1 protein-coding gene is annotated in these 380 nt (G+C 70.5%); it reads right to left on the bottom strand.

Annotated elements, in window-relative coordinates; all coding sequences use genetic code 11:
- Positions 1-380: TolC family protein (locus tag C5F75_RS36035; protein WP_181035521.1), on the bottom strand; the 380-nt coding region annotated here is incomplete at both ends.

Raw genomic sequence — 380 nt, 5'->3', positions numbered from 1 at the left:
GGGCTGCCGGTGCCGAACGCGCCCGTCAGCGAGATACGCGGGAAGAATGCCGCGCGCGCCGCGCCGATGTTCGCGTTCGCGGCCAGCAGCGTCTGCTCGGCCTGCATCACGTCCGGACGCCGCGTCAGCAGATCCGACGGAAGGCCTGCCGGCACGTCCGTCAGCAGATTCTGCGCGTCGAGCGGCATGCCGACCGGCAGGTCGTCCGGCAACGGCTCACCGATCAGCAACACCAGCGCGTTCAGCGCCTGCGCACGCGCACGCGCCTGCGCCTGCTGGTTCGCGAGCGCCGTCTCGACCACCGTCTGCGCCTGACGCAGCTCGAGCTCGGAGCCCGTGCCGTTGTCGAACTGCAGCTTCGTCAGGTCGTACGATGCCTG

Origin of the sequence: Burkholderia anthinoferrum, assembly GCF_002925705.1 — a bacterium.
Taxonomy (GTDB): domain Bacteria; phylum Pseudomonadota; class Gammaproteobacteria; order Burkholderiales; family Burkholderiaceae; genus Burkholderia; species Burkholderia semiarida.
Note: the sequence above shows the minus strand (reverse complement) of the source record. Positions and strands in the feature narration are given on the sequence as shown.